This window comes from Paenibacillus favisporus (assembly GCF_040545415.1).
GTDB classification, from domain to species: domain Bacteria; phylum Bacillota; class Bacilli; order Paenibacillales; family Paenibacillaceae; genus Paenibacillus_AQ; species Paenibacillus_AQ favisporus.
Genome location: NZ_JBEPLV010000004.1, coordinates 114,378 through 132,600, shown reverse-complemented (window position 1 = coordinate 132,600; position 18,223 = coordinate 114,378). Strand labels below are relative to the sequence as shown.

At 54.1% G+C, this 18,223-nt stretch carries 18 protein-coding genes; 4 read left to right on the top strand and 14 right to left on the bottom strand.

The genetic code is table 11. From position 1 onward, the window contains the following. Window positions 1–200: 200 nt before the first annotated feature. From ABID47_RS18575 to ABID47_RS18530, 10 genes are all read right to left on the bottom strand, one after another. Entirely contained in the window at window positions 201–986 is a 786-nt protein-coding gene (locus ABID47_RS18575) for an AraC family transcriptional regulator (protein ID WP_251677839.1), read from the bottom strand. 7 nt (window positions 987–993) lie between these two features. Beyond that, window positions 994–1,590 (bottom strand): LysE family translocator, encoded by a 597-nt coding sequence (locus tag ABID47_RS18570; protein ID WP_354498968.1) that lies wholly within the window; start codon window positions 1,588–1,590, stop codon window positions 994–996. 188 nt (window positions 1,591–1,778) lie between these two features. Next, entirely contained in the window at window positions 1,779–2,162 is a 384-nt protein-coding gene (locus ABID47_RS18565; RefSeq protein WP_251677838.1) for a VOC family protein, read from the bottom strand. A 63-nt stretch (window positions 2,163–2,225) separates the two neighbouring features. Then, complete coding sequence (locus ABID47_RS18560; RefSeq protein WP_116233037.1) at window positions 2,226–2,504, bottom strand: ArsR/SmtB family transcription factor; 279 nt, start codon at window positions 2,502–2,504, stop codon at window positions 2,226–2,228. A gap of 128 nt (window positions 2,505–2,632) precedes the next feature. After that, window positions 2,633–3,472: a phosphonoacetaldehyde hydrolase gene (phnX, locus tag ABID47_RS18555; RefSeq protein ID WP_354498966.1), complete on the bottom strand. Its 840-nt coding sequence runs from the start codon at window positions 3,470–3,472 to the stop codon at window positions 2,633–2,635. Then, window positions 3,469–4,566, bottom strand: coding sequence for a 2-aminoethylphosphonate--pyruvate transaminase (phnW, locus tag ABID47_RS18550; RefSeq protein ID WP_354498964.1), 1,098 nt, complete (start codon window positions 4,564–4,566; stop codon window positions 3,469–3,471). Before phnW ends, phnX begins: the two co-directional genes overlap by 4 nt. A 54-nt stretch (window positions 4,567–4,620) precedes the next feature. Then, on the bottom strand, window positions 4,621–5,619 hold the full coding sequence (locus ABID47_RS18545; protein ID WP_354499692.1) for an extracellular solute-binding protein: 999 nt from the start codon (window positions 5,617–5,619) through the stop codon (window positions 4,621–4,623). Between the two features lie 205 nt (window positions 5,620–5,824). Continuing rightward, window positions 5,825–7,444 (bottom strand): ABC transporter permease, encoded by a 1,620-nt coding sequence (locus tag ABID47_RS18540; RefSeq protein ID WP_354498962.1) that lies wholly within the window; start codon window positions 7,442–7,444, stop codon window positions 5,825–5,827. After that, a complete protein-coding gene (locus ABID47_RS18535) occupies window positions 7,437–8,186 on the bottom strand; it encodes an ABC transporter ATP-binding protein (protein ID WP_354499690.1) in 750 nt (249 codons plus the stop codon). Before ABID47_RS18535 ends, ABID47_RS18540 begins: the two co-directional genes overlap by 8 nt. A gap of 216 nt (window positions 8,187–8,402) precedes the next feature. Then, entirely contained in the window at window positions 8,403–9,296 is an 894-nt protein-coding gene (locus ABID47_RS18530; RefSeq protein ID WP_354498960.1) for a LysR family transcriptional regulator, read from the bottom strand. Window positions 9,297–9,455: 159 nt separating this feature from the next. Here ABID47_RS18530 and ABID47_RS18525 point away from each other — a divergent pair, with 159 nt between their 5' ends. From ABID47_RS18525 to ABID47_RS18515, 3 genes are all read left to right on the top strand, one after another. Further along, a complete protein-coding gene (locus ABID47_RS18525; protein ID WP_354498958.1) occupies window positions 9,456–10,838 on the top strand; it encodes an MFS transporter in 1,383 nt (460 codons plus the stop codon). Between the two features lie 19 nt (window positions 10,839–10,857). Continuing rightward, a complete protein-coding gene (locus ABID47_RS18520; protein WP_354498955.1) occupies window positions 10,858–11,796 on the top strand; it encodes an NADP-dependent oxidoreductase in 939 nt (312 codons plus the stop codon). Window positions 11,797–11,982: 186 nt separating this feature from the next. After that, window positions 11,983–12,747, top strand: a complete 765-nt coding sequence (locus ABID47_RS18515) for a DeoR/GlpR family DNA-binding transcription regulator (protein ID WP_354498953.1) — start codon at window positions 11,983–11,985, stop codon at window positions 12,745–12,747. Window positions 12,748–12,847: 100 nt separating this feature from the next. Here ABID47_RS18515 and ABID47_RS18510 read toward each other — a convergent pair whose 3' ends face one another. Continuing rightward, window positions 12,848–14,239, bottom strand: coding sequence for an MATE family efflux transporter (locus ABID47_RS18510; protein WP_354498951.1), 1,392 nt, complete (start codon window positions 14,237–14,239; stop codon window positions 12,848–12,850). 465 nt (window positions 14,240–14,704) lie between these two features. Between ABID47_RS18510 and ABID47_RS18505 the strand changes: the two genes are divergently transcribed. Further along, a complete protein-coding gene (locus ABID47_RS18505; protein WP_354498949.1) occupies window positions 14,705–15,085 on the top strand; it encodes a hypothetical protein in 381 nt (126 codons plus the stop codon). 45 nt (window positions 15,086–15,130) lie between these two features. On the opposite strand, the gene vanT is transcribed toward ABID47_RS18505, so the two are convergent. The 3 genes from vanT to vanG are packed head-to-tail and all read right to left on the bottom strand — an operon-like array spanning window position 15,131 to window position 18,221. Continuing rightward, window positions 15,131–16,342 carry a serine racemase VanT catalytic subunit gene (gene vanT / locus ABID47_RS18500; RefSeq protein WP_354498947.1) on the bottom strand — a complete coding sequence of 404 codons (1,212 nt, stop codon included), beginning with the start codon at window positions 16,340–16,342 and terminating at the stop codon, window positions 15,131–15,133. Next, window positions 16,339–17,163: a D-alanyl-D-alanine carboxypeptidase family protein gene (locus ABID47_RS18495; protein ID WP_354498945.1), complete on the bottom strand. Its 825-nt coding sequence runs from the start codon at window positions 17,161–17,163 to the stop codon at window positions 16,339–16,341. Before ABID47_RS18495 ends, vanT begins: the two co-directional genes overlap by 4 nt. Then, window positions 17,160–18,221: a D-alanine--D-serine ligase VanG gene (vanG, locus tag ABID47_RS18490; protein WP_354498943.1), complete on the bottom strand. Its 1,062-nt coding sequence runs from the start codon at window positions 18,219–18,221 to the stop codon at window positions 17,160–17,162. Before vanG ends, ABID47_RS18495 begins: the two co-directional genes overlap by 4 nt. Between the last annotated feature and the right edge of the window lie 2 nt (window positions 18,222–18,223).

The window sequence follows — 18,223 nt, the reverse complement described above, 5'->3', positions numbered from 1 at the left end:
ACATTCTCTTTTAAAACGTCGCTCACATGAGCAGCCGTTCAATCCGAAGATCCATGGGGAAATGACGAAAGAACCCCCCTGTCGGACAGGACCACCATCCGGGAGTCAGTCCGATGTCTCTAACGCAAAACGCAAAAAAGCATGCCATCCTTTCGGATGACATGCCGTATAACGAACTTATTAGAATGAACCAAACAAGGTCAGATCTTCCCCTCCAAGTAAGACAAGTATTCGAATGCCGTCGTGCCGTACACATGCTTGTAATGGCGGTTCAAATGGGCCAGATCCACAAAACCGCAGCTGCTCACCGCCAGGTAAATGTCCCGGTGCTTTTCAATCAGCCGCCGGGCCCGCTCCAAGCGGCAGTTCAGGAAGTACTGGTAGGGGGAGAGCCCGGTATTGGCTTTGAATGCCCGGATGAACTGATATTTGGACATCCCAAACTCCCCGCTGATTTCGTCCAGGCGAAGCACATGCTCCAGGTTCTCATGAATCCGTTCTTTGGCTTTGCGGGTGAACGACGGGGCCTTGATGTCCATCGGCCGCAAAATGTCCTGCGAAAAGTGGCCCGCAACCCGAAACAGCAGCTCGCTGCATACATCCTCGGATTGGCCGCCGGCAATGGCAGTGGACAGATCGAGAATGCTGCGCCGCAGCCCCGCGTCGTACACGATGGGGTCGGAGAAGCGGAGCACTTCCTTTTTCCCCAAAGCCTCCAGGAATTGATCCGGGTGAATGTAGAGCATGACATAATCGATGCCGGAGCGTTCCTGCGACCAGCCGTCATGCGTCTGCTCGGGATGAAACAGCATCACGCCGCTGCGGTGGGAGGACTGTAGGCTCCCTTCCAGGTCGTACTGCTGAACGCCGCGGAGGGTGACGCCGAGCGCGTACTCCTCGTGGCAGTGCTTTTTGTACGTAAAATCGGCAATGCTCGCCGACAGCGCGGTAATGCCCGCCGCCTGCTTATACTCGAATCGTTCCATCCTTCACTCACCCCCTCGCGATGTCTGTGATCCCGGATACCATTACGGCCGAGTATACCAGAAGCAGGGCGAAAACGATATTCGAGATTTTTTGGTATTTTTGCAGAATGCCCTTGAGCAGCGTGCCGAACAGTCCCCAGGAAAAATAGGCGGCAACGCCGATCAGCGAGACCAATCCCACAAACAGGGCCAAGACCCAACCTGAAGAATAATAGGGCATGACGTAAATGGGAATGACGGTAATGGTGAACAGCACCACTTTCGGATTCAAAAACTGCATCCAAAAACCCGACATAAAGGACGTCGTCTGCTTGGCCGCCGCCTTGGACACGTCCATGCGGTAAATCTGGTAAGCCAGGTACAGAATGAACAGGCTGCCCGCGATCCTTAGAACCGTAAGAACGACGGGCATCCCCGTAACCAGCTCCCGGTTCACCACGACCGAAGCAGCCACCAGCAAAGAGTAAGCGATAGAAGCCCCGGCAATATATTTGGCCGCCTGTCTGAAGCCCTCCTGCCGGACCGCCGCCAAAATGACGATATTCGATGGCCCCGGCGTAAAGGTAACAATGACACAGTACAGCAGAAAAGAAGCAATGTTCATGTTCGATACTCCTCACACCGTCGTTTTTTAGCATTATAGGGTGCGGGGCCGGCAGCCGGATAGTACATTATTGCAGGGGCTTCTTCAGCCGAACACTAGAATATAAAACCTGTAATAATAAAATAACCCCATCCTTACAAAAGGACAGGGTTAGCATCAAAGTTAAGCCTACAGAACCGGCCATGAAGTTACTTCTGCACAATCTGAATAAGGTTGCCGCATGTATCGTCGAAGACGGCTATCGTAAGATCGCCCATTGTTGTCGGCTCCATCGTAAACCTCACGCCGTTTTCCAATAGCCGCTTATACTCTGTATGAATATCCTCCACGCCAAACATCGTTGCCGGGATGCCATCAGCAAATATCTTCGATTGGTACTCTTTGGCGGCAGGATGGTCATTCGGTTCGAGTAAGAGCTCGGTACCGTTCTGCTCTTCAGGTGAAACAACCGTGATCCACCTGTATTCACCGGCGGGAACGTCCTCCTTTTTGATAAACCCGAGCTTTTCCGAATAAAACTTCAGTGCCCGGTCTTGGTCTGATACAAATATGCTGGTCACAACGATTTTCATCCTTTTTTGCCTCCTTTGAAATTAGTGGTGCTGGTGCTCTCGTCACAATCCGGCGCCATTAAATTACTCTACCCATCCTTCAAGCAAATTTTTAAGCGGCTCGTTGTTGAATATAATGACTCGATATTTTCCCTTTTTTTCTGTCTTGACAAGCCCTGCCTCTTCCAATGCAGCCAGATGTTTGGCAATCGCCTGCCGTGAAATGGAGAGCTCATGCTTCATAATGAGACGTGCGGTAAGTTCATACAACGTCAGCTCGTTGCGCTCGGACAGCTCGTCTAACATAAGCCGCCGAGTCGAGTCGCCAAGAGCTTTGAATATAGCGTCTTTGTCCCAATTCATAAACCTATTATAAGCAACCCTGTGGTTGCATGTCAATGATAAGCAACTTTAGAGTTGCCTGAATTAAAGAAGACAATACAAAAAAACCGCGCCGAAGCGCGGTTGGATGACAGCTGAACTATATGCTATTAAAGCTCTGCGGTCTGCAGCCGCCGTGCTTGGCCCGGGCGTTCGCCCTTGGCCAGCATCTGGTTGATCGTTCCGATGAGGGCAGGCAGCTCGGCCAGCGTATCGATCGTAAAATCGGCTCCGTTCGCCAGGAACGCCCGTCTCGTGCGCTTGATCGCCTCGGCCCGCTCGTTCGCGGACAAACGGTCGTATTCCTCCTGGCTTAAGCCCATCTCCGAGCTGCCGATGACGACGCCGACCGACCATACGCCGGCCTGTACGCCTTCCTGGATATCGGAGGCCGTATCGCCGGCCTTGACCACCTTCCAGGATGCGGACAGCTTCAGATGCTCCATGTTGCGGAAAATCATGTACGGATACGGTCTGCCGTAAGATCCCGTTTCGTCCGGGGTGACGAGATGGTCGGGAAAGTACCCTTTTTCCCGTGCGCCCTGAGTGACGACGTCCATCATGGAACGCGTATACCCTGTAGTGGAGCCGATCTTCAGTCCGTCTGCCCGCAGTGCATCCACCGCCTCAATGACGCCGGGGATCGGATCCGTATATTCGGACAGGGAGGCCATCAGCGCAGGCTCAAACGCGGCGTACAGCCGGTGCACGTCCTCTTCGCTGAAATCCCGTCCGTACTTGTCCTTCCAGAGAGCAGAAATCCTCGGCATAGCCAGCATGGCGCGGATGTGGTCGATTTTGAGCATGCCCATCGGTGCTCTGGCTTCCTCCATTGTAACCTCAATGCCGGCTTGGCTGAAAATATCGACAAAGACGTTCACCGGCGCAAAGCAGCCGAAGTCCACGGCCGTTCCGGCCCAATCCAAAATCACGCCCTCGATCCGGTTCATCGCTTCATTCCTCCCATATATTCCTCGATTATACCGCACAACTGCTCGATGTCCTCCTCATAGATCTCCCCGATGTTGCCAATGCGGAACGTATCGACGTCCGTCAGCTTGCCGGGGTAGATGACGAAGCCCCTTTCTTTCACATAGGCGTAAAAGTCGGCAAAGCTGAAATGCTGCCCCTCAGGGAACAAAAACGTCGTAATGATCGGCGACTGCTTCGCTTCCTCGATATAGGCGTACAGCCCGATGCCGGCCAGCCGGTCGCGAAGCAGCCGGTTGTTCCGGCGGTAGCGTTCAAACCGGGCCGTTACGCCACCCTCCTCCGCCAGCTCGTCGAGCGCCTTGGCAAAGGCTGCCACGACATGGGTAGGCGAGGTAAACCGCCATTTGCCGTCCTTGTCCATGCCCTTCCATTGGTCGTAGAGATCCAGCGACAGGCTGCGCGCCGTGCCCTGGCGCTCCTTTAGCTTCTCCAGCATGGCAATGACAAAACCGAAGCCGGGTACGCCTTGAATGCATTTATTGGCGCTGCTGATCAAATAATCGATTCCGAGACCGGTCACATCGATCGGAATGCCGCCGAAGCTGCTCATGGCGTCGATGATCAGTGTTTTGCCGTACGCTTGGGACAACGCAGCCACCGTTTCGAGCGGATTCAATATGCCCGTCGTCGTCTCGCAGTGAACCATCGCGATATGGGTAATGGAAGGATCGGCTTCAAGCAAGTCACGAAGCTCCATTTCGTCGGGATGCTGGTCATAATCGATGCGATATTCCGCATAGTTCAAGCCGATATACCGCGCCATCTGGACGATCCGCTCGCCGTAGGCGCCGTTCGTGATGATCAGCACCTTGTCCTGGTCGGAAATGGCCGAGGTCATGACCGATTCAACCGCAAACGTGCCGCTGCCCTGCATCAGCACGGCGGTGTATTCCGCAGGATCGGCGCCGGCGATGCCGAGCAATTGGGACCGGATCCGCTGCGTGATCGATTTATAGTCATCGTCCCAGGTGCAGCGGTCCAGGAGCATTTCTTCTTTCACCGTACGGGTCGTGGTCAGCGGTCCCGGGGTTAACAGCTTGTATTGGTTCATGGGTAAGTCACTCCCTGCGGTGTATTGGGTTCATTTTTGGGTCGTCGCCACTTGTTATTTGGCATCGTTAAAAAACTTCTGGTGCTCCTCAAGGAGCTCCACCGTCAGCGGTTTGGCGAACTTCATCGATTTGGCCGGCTTGTTGATGTCTTCCACCGTCTCACCTTGGTAGAGGGCGACCGGATAGTTCGTGATCAGGCCCTTGCGCGCATCCTTAATGATCGTCTCGGCCATTTTCATGGCGAGGTCGGTTGTAGCATTCTTCTTATCGACGACCGCGATCGACTCGGTCAGCGAGAAGTTGCCTTCCGACGGGTCGACATAATCGATTGGCGCGCCCGAAGCCTTGGCTTTGACCGCCTGGTGGCGCAGTCCGAAGCCTGCGGCAACTTCGCCGGCTTCGACCTTCTTGATCGGGCCGGAGCCCGAGCTCTCCAGATGCGGGCCGACGTTCGCGATCAGATCGTGCAGCACCTCCTTGCCTTCCTCTTCTCCATACTGCGTGATGACAGCCTGCACGAGCAGCCAGCCGGTGGAGGAGTCCATAATGTTCGGAATCGATACCAGGCCTTTATATTCCGGCTTCGTCAAATCCTTGATCGATGCCGGCTTCGCCAATCCTTTTTGCTTCAGCACCTCGGTATTCACGAAGATCGATCCGGTATTGGCCAGAATCGGCGTATAGTAGGAAGGGTAGGAATCCATGGCGTTCGTGGTAAAAGACAGGTCCTTGTACATGTGGTACTTGCTCTGCGAGCTGTCGATAAAATACGAGCTCATCGTGATGAGATCGGCCTCGATATCGCTTCCCTCCGCCATCAGCTTTCCGCCGAGCTCGGAAGTACCAAGTGACTGCAGCACATATTTGCCGTCGTAGCCGGCATTTTTCAGCGCAGACTCCATGGCGGCCACCGCTTCTTCATCGCCGTTGGTGTAGATGACGACCTTCTTGGATTCCTCCGCTTTACTGCTGCTGCATCCGACTAGAGCGAATACGAGGCTGATGGCGAGCAGGGTGAGCAGAAGGCCTTTGAACGTTTTGGACTTGGACATGGGTAAATTCCTCGTTTCAAATAAAATGATGGTAATGCTGGCTTGCTGCTTGCGTGCCTTCTGGGGCCGCTCCGGGTCCGAATCGGTTTTCTGATCGCTGCGCTTCTCCAAACCGACTTCGGCCCCTCCGCTGGGCTTGGTGTTTGAGAAAATGTGATGAAAACATTTCAAGTCGTTTCATTACGGTGGTAGGCAACCCCCGGGCTCACCGCTGCACCGCCCTCCTTCTCTGCAGTACTTCGCACAGCACCTTGATTATCAGGTTGGTTGCGAAGATCAGCATGGACAGCACGAAAATTTCATTAAACTTGGCGAAATGCTGCAGTTCTTTGATTTTGCTTGCCACCACCGACGTCTGCGCCGATACAAGAAAGATGATACCGCTGATCGTCACCATCGCGTTGACGAAGAAGTATCCGAACATTTCGACCACCGTGGCGGCCGAATTCGGCAGCACGACCCGCCGGACGGTCCGCAGCCAGCTGTCTCCAAGCAGTTCCCCGGTCGTTTCCCAGGATGGATTCATCCGGGAAAGGGCGTTTTTAGCCATCAGGTATGGCGTCGTGAACAGATGGACGATGTTGCAGAGCACCAGAATCGTAAACGTCCCCTTCAGACTGCTCCCGTTCAGAAACAGCAGGTACGCAATCCCCAACACCATGCCCGGCACCGTGTTGGTGATCATCGAGATGGTATCCGTGACTCCCCGCCACCGCAGGTTCGTGCGCACATTGAGCAGTGCAGCGGCATAAGCAGCCAGGGTACCGAAGACGGACGTCAGCAGCGCGACCCACAGCGAATGCTTGTACACCCCTGTGAGATCTCCGGATTCCAGCACACTCGCCACATGCTTGAAGGTAAACGTGAGATCGTACGGATATCCGTTCATCCACGGTGCGATAAACATAACCGCAAAGATAGAGAGCATGCCGAGCACGACCATCAGGGAGAGGATCCCGAAACTCGTATCCCGTATGCGGTGCTTGGGCAGCGGCGTATCGGCCATTTTATCGACGTGGAAGTTGAGCTTCTCCAGCGCCTGCAGCAGCCAGATGCCGAACACCGCCGGGATCAGCATGACGATCGCAACGACCGCCCCCTGGTTAAAATCCGGGATGGAGCCGAGCATGACCTGGTACAGCTGTCCTGCTACAACCTCGTAGGTGCCGCCGACCGACGCCGGAATCCCGAAATCGGTAAAACTCAGGATAAAAGACAGGATCAACGCGCCGCCCAGCGCTCCCGCCAGCGGCCGCAGTACCGTATTTTTGAAGCTGCGCAGCGTGCCGTCCCCCATCAACCTGGAGACGATGATGAACTTCCGGTCCATGTAGCGGAACGCATTGTGGATCAGCAGAAAGGCCGACGGCAGCGTGTAAATGACATATCCGAGCAGCAGTCCGTTGAATCCGTAAATCTCAAACCAGTTCCGTCCCGTGATCCGCGTGATTAATCCCTGGTTGCCGAAGGAGTACATGATAGCGAATCCGTAGGTAATCGTGGGCAGGAGCATCGGGAGCGCGACCAAAATCCTTACTGCGCCCTTGATGGGGCGGTACACATTGGTACAGTGAATACCATAAGCGAGAATAAAGCCAAGCACCGTCGTAATGAGTGCGGTCAGCGCCGATATTTTGACGCTGTTCAGAATGGAACGGGTCAGGTCCCGGTTGCTCCACACATCGATATAGTTTGCAAGCGTAAAGCCCTGGTCATTTTTCAAAGAGCGAATGAGCAGCACCACCAGCGGGATGAACAGAAACACGGCGAACAGCAGCACGATCAGGATGAAGATCACCCGCATTTCGGGCTTGACTTTATGCATGGGCTGCACCAAAAAGCTGGTAAATGTTCTGCCGTTTGATCTGCAGCTGCCGGATGATAAACTGTTCCACGAAAGCATCCGCCGGCTGCTGGATGATGTCCTGCGGCGTGCCGTATTGGGCGATTTGGCCCTGGTTGATGATCAGAATTTTGTCCGACAAGGTCAGTGCCTCTTCCGGATCGTGGGTCACAATGATCGTCGTAAGCTTGAATTCCCGCGCGATCGATTGAATCCGCTGCTTGATCGATTCCTTGATCACCCCGTCGAGGGCGCTGAGCGGCTCGTCCAGCAGCAGGATTTTCGGCTTGGTGACCAGCGTTCGGGCCAAGGCCACCCGCTGCTTCTGGCCCCCGGACAGCTCGCTGATTCTTTTTTTCAGATGTGGCCCGAGCTCCAGAAAATCGATCGTTTCCCGAACCTCCTCCTTGCTGATGCCCTTCTTGTTGCGAAGCCCGTATACGATATTGTCGTAAGCGTTCAAATTCGGGAACAGGGCATAATCCTGAAACACGATATTGAAACCGCGCTTGTTCATAGGCACCCGGCTGATGTCGTTACCATTAAACAGGATCTTGCCTTGATCCATATCGGTTAACCCGAGAATAATGCCGAGAAGGGTCGTCTTCCCGCTTCCGCTCGGACCGAGGAGCGATACAATTTCGCCCGTGCCGATCTCGAGACTGATGTTTTCCAAAACTACCTTTTCGTCGAATTGTTTACGAATATGCTGCAGCTTGAGCAGACGGCTCACCTCCCATAAACACAACCCCAGTATAAAAAGCGAATGTCAATCCAAATCGTCCATTGTGTAAAGTCGAAGTAAATTATGCATATGTTATTCATATATTTTGACTAACTTCATCCTAAATTACCTTCATTTCTTCTCATATATACGTAAAAAAAGCGCCCAACCCGTACTTTGGAGTACCGATTCGGCGCTTTGGCGTTTGACCAAGGCTTACTGTGCTAATTCTGTTGTGAGGTCCGCATAATAGCGGATCAGGAAATCACGAAACGTATGAGCCGCTTTGGATAGGTAATGATGTCTCGACCAGGCCAACAGAAAAGCGCGCTGGCACACAGGCTGCTCAATCGGAAGCAGAACAAGTGAGGGTTCTTTTAATTTCGCCGGTTCGTTTAATAAGGCAACCCCCATACCCGCTTTGACAAAAGCACTCATAACGGTCGTATCGTCAACCTCGCATGAAATCTTTGGTTCAAACCCCGCCGATTTACACAATTGATCGGTTAATACCCGGTAGCTGTGCTTCCTGTCCAAACCGATAAAGGGTTCCCCGGCCAACTCGCTCAAGCAGATCCTGGTTCGATTCGATAAAGGATGCCCGGAGGGTACAGCCAGATAAATCTCCTCCCGCAAAAATTCAATACTTTCGATCTCCTCATGTTCAATCGGCAGCGAAGTAATGCAAAAGTCCAGTTCGCCGTCAAGAAGGAGCTCGATCTTCTCCTCGTGCGAGGTAGTTTGGGTTAGGCGAAGATTGACCTTCGGGTACGCCGATAAAAATGAACTGATAAACTCCGCGTCACATTTGTGGTTCGTTGTGGCCAACACAATACGTCCCTGCTCGAGGCCAGCCTGATCGGCAACCTGGCGTCTCCCCTCTTCCAGCATCGTCAGGGCCGGCTCAACCTGCTGCAAAAACAGTCTGCCATACGAATTGAGGCGGATTTTTTGTTTGTGGCGGTCGAATAGCGGAACTCCTATATCCTGCTCCAGCCGGGCGATCGTTTTGCTGAGGGCCGGCTGGGCGATATGCAGTTCCTCGGCTGCCTTCGTCATATGTTCCAGCCTGGCGACGGTTTGAAAATACTTCAATTGCAATAATTCCATGGATTCCACCCTTCCATTCTGATGGACCGAATCAAGTTTATAGCTTTAAAGTTATGAACTTATGACCAATTTATATTTTTAACGGCCATTTATCAACTTTATAATATGGATGAATCTCCATCTTCACGATGGAACGCAAAGGAAAGGGGACTTACGGAGATGGAGGGTCAAAAGGATGCGGCCAATAAGCTGCTTCATATCATGTACTTCACCTTGATCATATCGGTCATGAACGCAACGATTTTTAACGTGGTGCTCACCTCCATTCGTCAGGAGTTTATGCTGACGGCTTCACAGGTGAGCTGGATGACCACGGGCTATGGAATCATGTATGCGATCGGTTCAGTGACCTACGGTAAATTGGCAGACCGTTACCGGCTGAAGGATTTGCTGACTTTCGGCTTCATCCTTATGGTCACGGGCTCGCTCTTAGGGCTGTCGGCACAGCATTACGGGATGATGGTGGCTGGACGGATGCTGCAGGCTGCCGGAGGAGCGGTAATCCCTGCCGTATCCATGATTATACCGGCCAAATATTTTCCCCCGGAGAACAGAGGCCGGGCCATTGGCACCATGGTAAGCGGGCTGGCTCTTGGGACGGCCATTAGCCCTATAGCGGCTAGTCTGGTGACAGGTATGCTTCATTGGCGTATGCTTTTTTGTTTTTCTTTGTTCATCCTGCTGGTTCTGCCTGTATTTCGTAAATATTTGCATGAAGAACCAGAGCGGACAGGGAGCAAGCTGGATTGGATCGGCGGATTTCTGCTCGCAGGTACCATTGCGTTAATCCTTCTTGCTATCACTTATAGTTCATGGCTGTTCTTTGGTACCGGCTTCATCTTCTTTGCTCTATTCATCCTTCGCATCCGGTCCGCAGAGGAGCCGTTTGTTCAGCCCGCCTTGTTTCATAATCGGCGTTATGTCCTGGGCGTAGGGATTGCTTTGTTAGCGGCGAGCCTGAGTTCCGGGATGCCCTTCATTATGCCGCAGCTGCTCACGAACATAAGCCACGTATCTCCCGCATTCATTGGTTTTGTCATGTTTCCGGGAGCCATGGCATCCGCTTTGCTGGGAAGAACAGGCGGGAAACTCGCCGACGAAAGGGGAAATGGCTTTCTCTTCTATCTGGCTGCAGCCCCGCTCTTAGTTTCCTTTGGTATCTTGTCCGTATTCCCCGGGATGCCGCCCGCCTATATATGGATCTTCCTGATTCTAGCCAGCACGGGGCAGACCTTTATCCAGGTAGCTACGTCAAATAGCGTTTCCCTCACTTTGTCACAGGAGCATATGGGTATCGGGATGGGCTTTCTTACCATGATGACATTCATCATCGGAGCGGTCTCTACTTCTTTGATCGGCAAAGTACTTGATTGGGGAGCGCCCGTTCAGCTGAATCCGCTGCTCTTTCACGAGCAAGCGATGAGCTACAGCAACGCGTTTTCCCTGCTGTTCACCGTCCTGGTCGTGGTTGTCGCGCTTTATTCTATGCTGGTGCGAGCCCGTAAAACCATTGGATCCTCAATATCCAGCACACAAAAATGATTTCGAAGGAGATGGAAGAATGACTTCAAACCTGATGCAAGCTGTTCGTATTCACCAGTATGGAGGACCGGAGGAGCTGAGACTGGAACAACTGCCTGTACCGGTTCCTAAACCGGAGGAAGTTTTGATTCGTGTTCATGCCGTCGGCGTACTGCCGGTGGATTGGGCGTATCGTCAAGGACTGATGAAGGAGCATGTCCCGCTGCAGCTTCCTTTTATCTCGGGTTCAGCTGTAGCGGGAGTCGTCGCCGATGTCGGTTCCCGTGTATCGAAGTTTCGGAAAGGTCAGGCGGTATTCGGCAGAGCCAGTCAAGGCGCATGCGCGGAGTTCGTCACAACAACAGTGGACACCCTTGCAAGCATGCCGCCAAAACTCTCCTTCCGCGAAGCAGCCACCATATCAGGAAGTGCTACTACGGCATGGATGGCGCTGTTCGCTCATGGCCATTTGCAGCCAGGCCAGCGTGTTCTGGTTCATGCGGCGGCCGGAGGGGTCGGGTCGTATGCCGTTCAATTGGCCAAATGGAAAGGCGCCGAAGTCATCGGCACATGTTCAGGGGACCATATCGATTACGTCAAATGGCTGGGTGCCGACACTGTCATCGATTATCGAACAACCCGATTTGAGGACAGGGTACACGACGTGGACTTGGTTCTGGACGGGGTTGGCGGGGACACGCTGGAGCGCTCCTGGTCCATCGTGAGACGCGGGGGAACCTTGCTCTCGCTTGTAGACGTCCCCTCTACGGAGCGGGCTCAGCAATTGGGCATTACTGCGCGGTTCAGCAATGAGCTCGCACCCGATACCGTTTTCCAGCAAATAGGACAGTTGATCGCAGGCGGACAAATAAAGGCACCGGTCGGAAGGGAATTTCCACTGCATGAGATCAGGCAAGCTCACGAGCTATGCCAAACCGGCCATGGACGGGGACGAATCGTGCTGCGGGTCGCGGATTGAATTCAGAAGGGCCGGCAACGGCCCTTTTTAGCTGGTACAAGACCAAACAGTATCAGGCAGGATGCTCAACAGAAACCTGTGGCTACAAGATATAAACGGTATTGAAGTTGCAAGGTGTAATCAGTACACTGGAATTGACTTAACTTGAATATCGAGGCTTCCACGTCACAAATACAGGTGAAAAACATGCTGCCATTAGAACGACAAAAGAAAATCATCGACCTGCTGAATGTCCGCAAGGTGCTGAAGATGAACGAGCTGACCGAAGAGCTGGACATCTCCGTGGACACGCTGCGCAGGGACATCAATGTGCTGGCCAATCAGGGGAAAATCGTCAAAATCTATGGCGGCATCAAGCTGGCCGAGCCCAAGTATGGCGAGCCTTCCATGGATGAGCGCATGATCGACCGGCTGGAGGAGAAGGAAGCCATCGCCCGGAAATGCTGCGAATACATTCAGGATGGGGACTGCATTTATATCGACAGCGGCTCGACGACATACCATATTGCCAAATACATCAAGGACAAGAAGAAGCTGACGGTCATTACCAACTCCATCCCGGTCATTACCGAGCTGATGAACACCGACATCGAGCTGATGATCATCGGGGGAAAAATCCGCAAGGACGAGCAGTCGGTCGTAACGTTTGAGTATATTTTCAACTTTCATGAACTGAACGTCCTCAAGGCGTTTATTTGCTGCAGCGGCATCACAACCGAACGGGGAATTTCCGACTACAATCTGGAGGAAGCGACCACGCGCAAAAAGATGATCGAGCTGTCCAAAGAGGTTTTCGTCGCCGCCGACAGCAGCAAATTCGGCCGGGACGTCACCATTGCGATCGCGCCGCTGGATAAAATCGATGCGATCGTGACAGACAACCTGGTGAACCGCAGTTATGCCGCCAAATTTAAGAAGACGCAGACGAAGCTTATTATTGCGGACGAATAGCGGAGCAACCGCCTAACGCAAAAGGACTCTCCCTGATTGGCTGACAAACCGGGGAAAGTCCTTTTTTTACCGTAAAATTCAGAATGGATATCGTATATATTCAATCGATCAAGCGGTGCTGATACCACTTCTTGCCCATGAAACGCAGCAGGAAGACGGTGCCGCGCACACCCCACTCACAGTTCATCGCCAGCCAGACGCCGACGATTCCCCAATGCAGCACAATGCCGAGCACATAGCCCAGGATGACCCGGAACAGCCACATCGACAGCATGGAGACCAGCGAGGTGAACTTGGAGTCCCCGGCGGCCCGCAGCGCCGACGGCATAATAAAGCTGATCGCCCAAAGCGGTACTTGCGCGATCAGGTTGATGAGCAGGACCGTGAAGATGTCCCCGATGATCTCTTTCGGCGGGTGGAACAGGCTGACCAGCGGATGAAACAAGGCCATCATGATTACACCCGTCAGCACGAAGGAGAAGGACGCCAGCCACAGGAACGTCTTGGTGAACTTGCGCGCGTCCTCCACGTTTCTCCGTCCGATGCACTGCCCCACTACCGTCACCAGCGTGAGCGAGAGAGCGTTCGCCGGAATTTGGGAGACGCCTGCCAGCGACCCGCTGATCGCATTGGTGGCAATGGCATAAGTGCCAAGGCCGACGATGAAGATCTGCGTCAGCATTTTACCGCCGTTAAAGAACATCTGCTCCGCTGCAAACGGGATGCCGATGGAAAAGATTTTGCGGAGCATCTTCAGGTTCACCTGAACGATGGACCGGAGCTGGAAATGCAGATCGGTGTCCCTTTTCACCAGAAAGTACAGCGCGCAGGCGGCTGCCAGGTACCGGGCGATGTTGATCGCGATCGTCATGCCAAGCACGCCCATGTGCAAGAGGTTGATGAACACCAAATTCAGCGCGACGTAGGTCAGGTTCATGAACAGGGACAGCATGAGCGAAGCCCTCGATTTGCCGATCCCGCGCAGCGCCCCGCACACCGCTTCAGTAATGGCGATCCCCACAAAAGACACGCCGCCTCCGAGCAGATATACTTTGGCGTTGTCCATAACTTCCGGTGAAGCCGCTCCGAACAGCACGCTGAGCAGCGGTTGGTGGAACAAGACCAGGATCAGACTGAGAGCCAGCGCCAGGATCGCGCAGGCGGAGACGGTGCTGGACGCTGCTTTGGAAACCATCAGGTCGTTGCCGCTGCCCTTATACTGCGCGACGACGACCGTTCCGCCCGTCGACATGGCGATAAAGACGCTGACCAGAAAAATATTGAGCGAGTCGACCATATTGACGGCGCTAATGGCGGCGACTCCGGCCGAACTGATCATGGCGGCGTTGACCATGTTCAGCGAAATAATAAACGCCTGGTCGATCAGAATCGGGATGAACAGGGAAATAATCTGCCGGTAATCGATCGATTCACCGGTAAGATGTTTGTCTAGCAGGCGCTCGGTGTTCGCCTTAAACTTTAGCTGATACAAGGGATCACTTTCTTTTTGTCGGATTAGGCATCTGGCAGCATGCCCACGTTTTTATAAAATGAAAAAACCCTTCGGAAAGAAGAGTCGGCTTGCCAGGTATGCGGATCTAGGGGTCCACAAAGGACATAACGTCTTTAAAAAACGGCTCCTCAAGGGTCTGCCGCGTTAATCAATCATACATATCGTATAGCAGGTTGGCTTTTTTCCTCTGGTTGAGGTTATCACCGGGGGTGACCCCTGTCAACGGTTAATTTCCGTGTTTTTTCAAAGGTATGAAAATATAGTTTATTCCGGTCCGTTTAAAAGGGATTTCGTTGGTCTGCAGCGAATACAATGGAGTTTTGAAACGAATAGGGATGGAGGATTCATCGATGGAACTGTCTCCTCGTTGTTAGGCATCCGCTAACCGCTGGAGGTTCATTCACAAGGCGGTGGTTTTTTATTACATCAAGAAAGGAGAGCCAAATGAAACGGAGTCGAATTAAGGCCAGCCAAATCGTGATCACTCTGATCTATCCCATGGCCTTCTTCTGCTTTTTGAGTCTGGATCAACAGCTAGATTCGTGGACGATCCCTATTGCTGCTTTGATTCTATTCAGCTTGCTGTGGGAAAACCTGACCTATTTGCTGATCTCCAACCTATTAACCTGGGTGGTCGCGATCCCTTTATGGCTGGTTATCATGAAGCCGCAGGAAGAACAAACCTTCGCTATTTTCACGGCCTCCCTTCCATTCATCATCCTGCTATACATCGGGTGCGTTCTCATCCCGGAAATGCTGATCGTCTCCGCAAAAAACTTCATCATAAAAGAGTTCAAGCGCCGATACAACGAAGTAACGGGGTAACCCCAACCACAGCCATAAGCGCAAAAAAGCCGCTGTCTCCAGCGGCTACTCAACATATATGCGCTGCACCCGGCTGCCGATCCGGCTCACGATTTCGTTGGTGACCGTACGGCAGCGTGCGGCGATCTCGCCGGCAGTGATCTGCTCATCGCCATCTTGTCCGATCAGCGTAACGGTGTCCCCCTGCCGCACGCCGTCAATGCCGGTCACGTCGACGGTCAGCTGATCCATGCAGATGCTGCCGATGATGGAGGCCCGCTTCCCGCGGATCAGAGCTTGTCCACCCCCGTCCGACAGCATCCTTGGAACGCCGTCGGCATAGCCGATGGACACCGTGGCGATCCGGATATCGCGTTCCGGCACGAAGCGGCGTCCGTAGCCGACCGGCTGGCCGGCCTGCACCTCCTTCACCTGCGTCACAGTCGCCTTGAGCGCCAGCACAGGCCGCAATTCGGCCTGGCACCGCACGGCGTCGCCCTCCTGGCTGAGCAGGCCGTACAGCGCGATCCCCGGCCGGGCCCGGTCATAGCGCAGCTCAGGGTAATTCAGCATGCCGTAGCTGCTCTGAAGATGCACAAGGCCTGGATCGATGCCCGCTTTCTTGATTTGCGCGACTACACCATCAAATTGAGCGATCTGCCGGCGCGTAAATTCGGTCTCCTCCGGCCCAAGTCCGTCCGACATGGACAAATGACTGAATATGCCCGTCACCCGAAGATTGACAAAGTCATAGCACCGCAGAATCGACTCCGTATCCTGGTGAGGCACGCCGAGCCGGTTCATGCCAGTATCGATTTTGACATGAACCTCCAGGTCGATACCGAGCGCCTCCAAGGCCTGCCCATATTCCAAACTTACCATCGTCTGCGTCAGATGGTACCTGGCTAAATCGGCGGCCCTCTCTGGATCGGTGTAGCCAAGGATTAGAATCTCCCCCTGGATGCCTTGTTCCCGCAAAAGGATCCCTTCCCCGATTTCCGCCACAGCGAAGCTATCCATCCCCGAACGGTTCAAATGCCCCGCGATCTCCGTAATACCGTGTCCGTATGCATTAGCTTTAACCACCGCCATCAGGCGGCACCCGGAAGGGAGAAGCCGCTGGAGCTCTGCGGCGTTATGCCGCAAGTGATCCAGGCTGATTTCCGCCCACGCCCGGTGGGATAGGGAAGGACGGGCCTCTCTCTTTTCGCCCGGAGAAGTAAGCGAGTATCCCCATCTCACAGGGAACGTCTCTGCCCGAAGACGATGCGCCCTCAACCCACCAGCCCCTTCCGCAAATCATGGAAGATGGTGATGATGCAGCCGTCCACATTGTTCCCTGAGCATTCCACTCTTGTTTCAGGGCGGGCCTTAATCGTCAGCACCTGCTCTTCTTCATGTACGGGGACAAAATATATCTCCACGAGATGTTCCTTCACCTTCTTGAATAGATGCGGCCCCTTCAGGGTGAACTGCTTCAAGTAGTATGTGTATTCCTCCAGGCACATCCCATACTGCTCCATGATGATGGCATGCGGCACGCCCACATAGCGAAAATGCCAAGGCTCGCAGGCAATGTGCGTCAGATGCTCTTTGCCCTGCTTGTAACGCTGGATGAAGCCATGCTCCGCTGCCAGTTTCCGGAAAGAGGCATAAACGCCACCCTCCGGAAACGAAGGGCATAAATAGTCGACCCCCGTATGCTTATCGCCCACATCGGCCGCCAGTCCGGTCTGGTGTTCGCTTTCTCCGGGACGAGCCACGTAACTTGCGGTAAAAATCTCCCCGTTCTCCACCAGCGACCGGTCGTAGATGCGCTGCTGCTCCATCGCGGTACGGTAGCCGCTGACCACTCCGATGCCTCCCCGGCCCCCGCAGGCGTCCAGCAGCGCCTCCAGCTGCTGCAGGCAGCTGCGTTCCAGACGCATCACCCGCTCATGAGTACTGGCATGAGCGAGTGATTCCACGGGAGCGAGGCTCTTGGAATAAGGCGCCTGGCGGAGCGGATACTCACTGTTAATGAGCACCAGGTGTCCCCGGTACACCATGCTCGGTTGGATATGAATCACGCGGCCTGCCGTGCCTACAACCCCGATCATCGAACCACCTCCATCGCTTCGGCCAGCTGGATCAGCCGGTCCATCAGGTCCGGGTACGGCAGGTGGCTGGCCCGCATCATGTTCGGATAGCGGCTGGCGGCCGTGAAGCCGGGCATTGTGTTCACCTCATTGAACACAATCCGTTCCCCTTCGGTAATAAACATGTCCACCCGGGCCAGGCCGCGGCAGCCGAGCGTCCGATAGACGCGGCGCGCGGTCTCTTTGACCCGGTTCGCCGTTTCTTCCGAAATCCGCGCTGGCAGATGGATCTTAGACGAAATCAGCTGGTATTTTTCCGTATAGTCAAAAAACTCACCCTGCAGCTCGATCTCGTCGATTTCTCCGATAAACGGTTCCCGATGACCCAGAACCGCGCAGCCCACTTCAAATCCGGTAATGTTCTGCTCGACCACCACCTTGTCGTCATGCTGCAGTGCCTCACGGATGCCGTCCATGAGCGCCAGCCTGTCGTACGCCTTCGTAATACCGAAAGAGGAACCGGACTTGGCCGGTTTAATATAGACGGGGTAGCCCAGCGTCTCAGCCGATTTGGCGGCCGCATACAAGTCGTCTCCTGCGAGGACCGTGATCGAACCCGCCACTTCCACTCCAGCCGCCTTGACCAGCTTGCTGGCAACCTCCTTGTCCATACAAAGGGCAGAGGACAGCGTGCCGCAGCCGACAAAAGGAATGCCCGACAGCTCCAGCAGCCCCTGCAGCGTGCCGTCTTCCCCATTTTTGCCGTGAAGAACCGGGAATACGACGTCTACCGGCGTCAAACGGTATTCCGTCCCGACCAGCTCCACGATTCCGCCCGTATCCCTGCTTGGCGGCAGAAATGCAGGGATGCACCCCGGATGCTGATGCCAGCGGTCCCTGCGGATCTCCTCGGGATCCCCGTGGTACCTCAGCCAGGCTCCCTCCCGGGTAATGCCGATGAGCACCAGCTCATATTTAGCCTTGTCCAAATGATCTATGACGGAAGCCGCCGATTGCAGCGAGACTTCATATTCTGTTGAGCAGCCGCCAAACAGCACGGCGATCGTTTTTTTCTGCATCT

What these genes read in the sequence shown, in the direction of transcription:
- ABID47_RS18575 (WP_251677839.1), bottom strand. Translation starts at nt 986, where the DNA reads ATGGAACGATTCGAGTATAAGCAGGCGGCGGGCATTACCGCGCTGTCG.
- ABID47_RS18570 (WP_354498968.1), bottom strand. Translation starts at nt 1,590, where the DNA reads ATGAACATTGCTTCTTTTCTGCTGTACTGTGTCATTGTTACCTTTACG.
- ABID47_RS18565 (WP_251677838.1), bottom strand. Translation starts at nt 2,162, where the DNA reads ATGAAAATCGTTGTGACCAGCATATTTGTATCAGACCAAGACCGGGCA.
- ABID47_RS18560 (WP_116233037.1), bottom strand. Translation starts at nt 2,504, where the DNA reads ATGAATTGGGACAAAGACGCTATATTCAAAGCTCTTGGCGACTCGACT.
- phnX (WP_354498966.1), bottom strand. Translation starts at nt 3,472, where the DNA reads ATGAACCGGATCGAGGGCGTGATTTTGGATTGGGCCGGAACGGCCGTG.
- phnW (WP_354498964.1), bottom strand. Translation starts at nt 4,566, where the DNA reads ATGAACCAATACAAGCTGTTAACCCCGGGACCGCTGACCACGACCCGT.
- ABID47_RS18545 (WP_354499692.1), bottom strand. Translation starts at nt 5,619, where the DNA reads ATGTCCAAGTCCAAAACGTTCAAAGGCCTTCTGCTCACCCTGCTCGCC.
- ABID47_RS18540 (WP_354498962.1), bottom strand. Translation starts at nt 7,444, where the DNA reads ATGCATAAAGTCAAGCCCGAAATGCGGGTGATCTTCATCCTGATCGTG.
- ABID47_RS18530 (WP_354498960.1), bottom strand. Translation starts at nt 9,296, where the DNA reads ATGGAATTATTGCAATTGAAGTATTTTCAAACCGTCGCCAGGCTGGAA.
- ABID47_RS18525 (WP_354498958.1), top strand. Translation starts at nt 9,456, where the DNA reads ATGGAGGGTCAAAAGGATGCGGCCAATAAGCTGCTTCATATCATGTAC.
- ABID47_RS18520 (WP_354498955.1), top strand. Translation starts at nt 10,858, where the DNA reads ATGACTTCAAACCTGATGCAAGCTGTTCGTATTCACCAGTATGGAGGA.
- ABID47_RS18515 (WP_354498953.1), top strand. Translation starts at nt 11,983, where the DNA reads ATGCTGCCATTAGAACGACAAAAGAAAATCATCGACCTGCTGAATGTC.
- ABID47_RS18505 (WP_354498949.1), top strand. Translation starts at nt 14,705, where the DNA reads ATGAAACGGAGTCGAATTAAGGCCAGCCAAATCGTGATCACTCTGATC.
- ABID47_RS18495 (WP_354498945.1), bottom strand. Translation starts at nt 17,163, where the DNA reads ATGATCGGGGTTGTAGGCACGGCAGGCCGCGTGATTCATATCCAACCG.
- vanG (WP_354498943.1), bottom strand. Translation starts at nt 18,221, where the DNA reads ATGCAGAAAAAAACGATCGCCGTGCTGTTTGGCGGCTGCTCAACAGAA.